Source organism: Psychrobacter sp. AOP5-GZ1-6, assembly GCF_052376345.1.
Classification (GTDB): Bacteria; Pseudomonadota; Gammaproteobacteria; order Pseudomonadales; family Moraxellaceae; genus Psychrobacter.
This window is the reverse complement of the sequence record NZ_JBQSVP010000165.1, coordinates 1-6,154: the sequence shown is the minus strand read 5'-3', so window position 1 is coordinate 6,154 and position 6,154 is coordinate 1. Positions and strand designations below refer to the sequence as shown.

At 43.3% G+C, this 6,154-nt stretch carries 5 protein-coding genes; 4 read left to right on the top strand and 1 reads right to left on the bottom strand.

Features of this window, described 5'->3' with window-relative positions:
* Positions 1-160: 160 nt before the first annotated feature.
* A complete protein-coding gene (locus ACT3RN_RS14110; RefSeq protein WP_192519716.1) occupies positions 161-1,537 on the top strand; it encodes a dicarboxylate/amino acid:cation symporter in 1,377 nt (458 codons plus the stop codon).
* Positions 1,538-1,667: 130 nt separating this feature from the next.
* On the opposite strand, the gene ACT3RN_RS14105 is transcribed toward ACT3RN_RS14110, so the two are convergent.
* Entirely contained in the window at positions 1,668-2,423 is a 756-nt protein-coding gene (locus tag ACT3RN_RS14105) for a TSUP family transporter (RefSeq protein ID WP_192520659.1), read from the bottom strand.
* Between the two features lie 396 nt (positions 2,424-2,819).
* On the opposite strand from ACT3RN_RS14105, the gene nhaA reads away from it, so the two are divergent.
* The 3 genes from nhaA to ACT3RN_RS14090 all read left to right on the top strand — a co-directional run bounded on the left by nhaA (position 2,820) and on the right by ACT3RN_RS14090 (position 6,127).
* The gene (nhaA, locus tag ACT3RN_RS14100) at positions 2,820-4,025 is read left to right on the top strand and encodes a Na+/H+ antiporter NhaA (RefSeq protein ID WP_192520658.1); all 1,206 of its coding nucleotides are present in this window, start codon (positions 2,820-2,822) and stop codon (positions 4,023-4,025) included.
* Between the two features lie 181 nt (positions 4,026-4,206).
* A complete protein-coding gene (locus ACT3RN_RS14095) occupies positions 4,207-4,800 on the top strand; it encodes a DUF2799 domain-containing protein (RefSeq protein ID WP_192520657.1) in 594 nt (197 codons plus the stop codon).
* The gene (locus ACT3RN_RS14090) at positions 4,787-6,127 is read left to right on the top strand and encodes an oxygenase MpaB family protein (RefSeq protein WP_192520656.1); all 1,341 of its coding nucleotides are present in this window, start codon (positions 4,787-4,789) and stop codon (positions 6,125-6,127) included. Before ACT3RN_RS14095 ends, ACT3RN_RS14090 begins: the two co-directional genes overlap by 14 nt.
* Positions 6,128-6,154: the final 27 nt, after the last annotated feature.

Genomic DNA, 6,154 nt, shown 5'->3' with positions numbered 1-6,154 from the left:
TAATTCTTTTATATTGTCCTCCGAAAAAGTTGACAACAAGTCGAAAAGCCAAAGCACTTGATACACGTAGCCAAAGCGGTTTTGATAGCAACGGTCATCATCACATTGACGTGAGCACCATGTTCACTACTGAAAGTTACGTACACAAAGGATATAAATTATGTGGAAGAATTTGGGACTGACAGGCAAGATTCTAATTGCTATGGTCTTAGGTATCGCCCTAGGATTATTTTTTAACTACACAGGACTAAACGCAGAAGGTGGGTTCGTCAATGACTATTTGGTCAATGGCTTATTCGGTATTATCGGTAAACTTTTTGTCAACTCACTCAAAATGTTGGTTGTACCTTTAGTACTTATCTCATTGATTTGTGGTGTCTGCGGTATTGGTGATATTCGACTACTTGGTCGCATCGGTACAAAAACATTTTTCATGTATATGCTAACAACTGCTTTAGCGATTGCCACCGCAATTGGGCTTGGCTCGTTATTTGGTATTGGTAAAGGCATGGACTTAGCATCTGAGGCCAGCTTTGAAGCAAAGGAAGCGCCACCTCTCATTGATGTTTTCTCAAATATCGTTCCATCCAACCCCATTAGCGCCATGGCCAATGGTGACATGCTATCGATTATTTTCTTTGCGATTTTGATTGGTATTAGTATTTTGATGGTGGGTAAGCCTGCTAAAGGTTTAGTCCAAAGTTTAGAGCTGATTAATGAAGTTATCTTAAAAATGGTAACCATCATTATGAACCTAGCACCTTATGGTGTGTTTGCGCTGTTAACCAAAGCCATGGCTGATCTTGGTTTGGACTTGATCGTGTCTCTATTTGGTTATGTCGCTGTATTGATTGGCTCATTGGCCTTCCACTTCTTTGTCACCATGATGATCGTCTTAAAGGTGTTTTCAGGACTATCAATCAAAACGTTTTTGGCAAAAATGCGTGAAGTGCAAATCTTTGCATTTAGTACCTCAAGCTCAAATGCGACCATTCCGGTAACGTTGCGTACTGTTACCAAGCGTATGGGTGTGAATAACTCTGTAGCATCGTTTACGGTTCCTTTTGGTGCCACCATCAATATGGATGGTACTGCCATTATGCAGGGTACAGCGACCATCTTTATCGCTAACTTGTATGGGATTGATTTAGGTATTACTGAGTATCTGACCGTTATCTTAATGTCAGTACTAGCCTCTGTCGGTACTGCTGGTGTACCTGGTGTTGGTCTAATTATGCTGTCTATGGTATTTGCACAAGTTGGCTTACCAATCGAAGGTATTGGCTTGATCTTAGGTGTTGATCGCCTGCTGGATATGTTGCGTACTGCTGTTAACGTTGGCGGTGATGCCGCAGTAACCACTATCGTGGCAAAGTCCGAGGGCAAAATGGACTTGGCTATCTACAATGACGCTGACGCTGGTACAAAAGAAATGTTTGATGGTCATATTGATGAATACAATGAACGCGCATTCTCTGAAGTTATGAATGATGGCATAATGGGTAGTGAGTATGACGATGTCGATCGCCGAAGTTAATATCATAGCTACACAATAAATAACCTAAAAGTAAAAAACCTCAGTCATATTGGCTGAGGTTTTTTTTGACGCTTACACCACTCATAAGATGAAGATCTTAAGGAAGGCAAGTGTAACCAATACGCCCCAACTAACCAAAAACATATTTAGTAATCATTGCCAAACACACCAACACAATCACTGGTCGAATAAGTTTGCTACCGCCTTTAACCACCATATGTGAGCCAAAGTATGCACCTATCGTCTGCCCGACCATCATAGCCAAGCCTACTTTCCACAACACATTGCCACCTAATATAAAAAATATTAACGAGCCAATATTGGTCGATAAGTTCAATACTTTGGCAGCACCTGTCGCCTCAATGATTTGACGACCGCGTAGTGCCACGTTACCAAGCGCAAAAAACATACCCGTACCTGGACCAATATAACCATCATAGAAACCGATCATCGGTGCGACGATTTTTTGCCACTTACTCTCGCTAATGCGCGGTGCTGCTTCTACCTCGCCAAGCCTAGGTGCAAACAAGGTGTAAATACCAATGGCGGCAATTAAAAATGGAATCAACTTTTCTAGTATATCTGGCGGCGATAGCTGTACAGCAATTGTCCCAACAACAGAGCCAAGAAACGCGGCAATAATAGCCACTTTTATACGTTTTGGTTTCACCACGCCTTTTTTGATCATGGTGATAGAAGCCGCCAACGCACCGGATGCAGCTTGCAATTTATTAGTACCAAGTGTCAATACTGGTGGGATATTCGCTAGTAGCATCGCTGGTATAGTCAATAAACCACCACCGCCTGCAATGGCATCGATGAATCCTGCCAATGCTGCCACCGCAGTAAGCATTAAAATAACCTCTAACGAGAGCGATAAATCCATGACACTGACCTACAAAATTTATGATAAAAAAGAAAAAGCCTTAAAACTTGGCTTTGGAAATTGAATTTAAAATACTATTATTAAAGTTGCTGCTGAAGTAGCATTTAGGATAACTATTGGTTTTGCTAATATCGCTCATTATAAAGATAAAGGGGCAAAAAAAACCAAAAACATGACAAAGTCTGTTAAATTTGTCTAACCACTTCATAAATACTTAATATAAGAGTCGTCTGGTTCAAGAATGTAACAAACGACTTTAAGACGTATTTTGTTGTGTATATTAATAAGAGTATGAGAGACTGTTCTTGTCTATCTACCACCTGATAAAAGGCAGTAGTATAGACGCTTGAAGTTATTGAACTATTTTGTAATTAGTTTTTAGTAGATGAGGATGATATGGCAATACGAAGGATTAAAGCATTTTTTGAATTTGAGGCAGCAGGCGGTATCGTTTTAGCCTTGGCTGCTGTTGCTGCAATGATTATTGCTAACTCCCCTCTTCACGTGTGGTACGAAGGCTTTATCCACGCACCTGTTGCTATCCAAATTGGTGATTTTGCCATCGCTAAAGACGCCCACCACTGGATCAATGATGGTCTGATGGCGGTTTTCTTTTTCTTAGTTGGTCTTGAGCTCAAGCGCGAAGTCTTAATCGGTGAGCTATCCAACGTCAAACAAATCATCTTACCCGCCGGTGCAGCACTGGGCGGCATGATTGCACCAGCGATTGTCTATCTGCTCTTTAACTACCATGAACCAGAATTTTGGAAAGGTTGGGCCATTCCTGCGGCAACCGATATTGCTTTTGCTCTCGGGATATTGAGTCTACTTGGTAGTCGCGTACCCAACTCTCTAAAGGTCTTCTTAGTATCCATTGCCATATTTGATGATATTGGTGCGATTTTAATCATTGCGCTATTTTATACCAGTGAGCTGTCATTAGAATCATTAGCGTTAGCTGGTTTGTGTCTGCCATTCTTGTATATGCTCAATCGCCGCAACGTCACTAGTATCACGCCTTATCTGCTCATTGGTGTGATTATGTGGGTTGCCGTGCTCAAGTCTGGTATTCATGCCACTTTAGCTGGTGTGGTCTTAGCACTGTTTATTCCGATGTTTGACCGTACGGATCCTGAGCACTCTCCACTTGAAGAGCTAGAGCATGACCTACACAATACGGTGGCTTTCGGGATTTTACCAATCTTTGCATTTGCCAACTCTGGCATCTCGCTTCAAGGTGCAGGCGTCGCTGAATTATTCCACTCAGTCCCCCTTGGTATCGCTGCTGGCCTATTCATCGGTAAGCAGGTTGGTGTCATGATAATGTGCTGGTTAATCTTTAAGCTCGGTATATCAACCATGCCTAGAGGTATGAACTATAAGCAAGTTTACGGCGCGGCACTATTATGTGGTGTGGGCTTTACTATGAGCTTGTTTATCGGCGGCTTAGCATTTGCTGGCGAAACCACCTTATTTGATGAGCGCCTCGGTATTATCATGGGTTCAATCGTCTCTGGCATCGCAGGTTATATCATGCTTAAAGTCACCCTAAAAGACAATGTGAGTGGCACCTCAGTTGATTTGACTCGTCCGCAATCATAAAACGGTGACCTAAAGCTTTGATCTAAAGCTCTGATCTAAAAATCTAACCTAGGACGCGTCATCATTAAAAATGCTTCCGCTAATATAAGCGGAAGACGTTTTTACCGTAAACAGCATACTGACAAGCATATTTTTAATGTGAGGATGTTTCGATTAGCGTCAGTAGTTATAGGAGATTACCATGCAACAGCTTGTACGGCGGCTTTCTCTGAGCCTATCTATCTTTGGTAGCATCTTTCTATTATCCAGCTGTGCCACGCTGTCAAAGCAAGAGTGCCTCATCGGTGACTGGCAAGCCATTGGTTATAACGACGGCATATCAGGTTATCAATCAGACCGCTTAGCGTCACATGCCAAAGCTTGTGCCAAAGCCAGCGTCACTCCTAACTACCAAGCATGGGAACGCGGTCGCCAATTAGGCCTCAAGCAATACTGTATGACCGATAACGCTTATAACCTTGGCAGACGTGGGCGTAAGTTAAATAATGTCTGTCCAGCTGCGATAACAAGCACTCTGCAACAAGCCAATCAGCAAGGTCTTGACCAATACCATTTAGAGCAACAGCTAGAAAGTGATCAGCGACTATTAAAAGAGTATCGAGAAGAATTTGACAGGCTTAAAAGTGGTGAGATGTTGGAATTTGACAATGAAAAAGAAGCACGCAGACGTCTATTATCACTCGCCAACGAGCTACGCCAAACCAGACATCGTATCAATACAGCACAAACGCAACTCGACTTATTAGAGCAGATGAATAGCTATGGATTCAACTGACACACATAGGGCAGATATTATTAATAGCCGTCTAAAGCATAAACCGTCATCAGCCTCTTACCTACGTCATGGGCGTACTACTGCGATTGATGATCACAGCGACTTACAAGTCCTAAAGCGGGTCAAGCGCTATCTGTTACCCAAAAACTTTGTCCTCTCACAAGATTTATTAAATGAGATCGTCTCAGGCTATGATATTGGCGATCCATTAGCGGACGCATTAGCCACTGAAGGCATCCGTTTTGCAAAGCCCTTGCAGCAGCTCATCATCGACGAAAAAGTAGATAACGACCTCATACAGAACCCATCATTTACCACCTTAACAGAGCAACTGAGTAGCCAGCCAGATTGGTTCGATCCAAAGCTGGCACAAATTGGTGCGGTCGCCTATCGCCGCTATCCACTGATGTTGATTTGGTTATTGCGCAATGTCGCATTGATGGCAGGCTATAGCATTCCTGCGCTCTCTTTACCGCTCATTCAAACTGGCGCATTGATGCATGATGCCCTACCACGATTAATGCGTACTTACGCTTATATACTGGCTGTTTCTGAACATCCTCAAGCGAGCGTACATAATGGCCAAAAATCTACTGCTGAAGTATTGGCGATTGGCTCTGAAGGCTGGCGACAATCAATCAAGGTGCGTCAAATTCACACTTTGGTACGACAAAACTTGCTCAAAGGTAAAGGCAATGCTGCCAAAGACGTCATCTCAGATATTGAGCAACACCGTAACCCTGATGGCAGTTGGAACACCGATTACTGGGGCATCCCGATTAATCAAACCGATATGATTGCCACCCATTTACAGTTTTCATTGTTGATCATGCGTGGACTACGACTGCTGGGTGCGCGCATCAGCACCGAAGAAGCGGAAGGGATCTTGCATCTATGGAATCTCGCCAGCTACTGGATGGGCGTTGACTTAGATCGCTTACCAAAAGATGAGGCCGCCTGCTGGGAGTGGCTCTATACCTACCTATCTATTCAGCAGCTTGATTTTAAAATGGGACAACCATTGGCAAAAGCCCTGCACGACTTACCGCGCCAGATTATGGGGGAGGACAATCGACGCGGGCGATTCGTTGAGATGGTCAATGCCAGTGTGACACGGACATTAGTCGGCGATGATATCGGTGATGGACTAAACTTACCAAAATCAAAAATACGTTTTGGTGTGCTGTCTTCAGTACCCATTCTGTTTGCGCTCGATACCGCGCGGCAGCACAATCAAACCGTTGCAGAAAAACTAGAAGCGTTCCGATCTAAGCGTCAGGACAACATGAACTGGTGGCTAAAGAAAAACGATGATTACTATAAATAACTCAAGCGCTTATCGCTTGTATTAAAA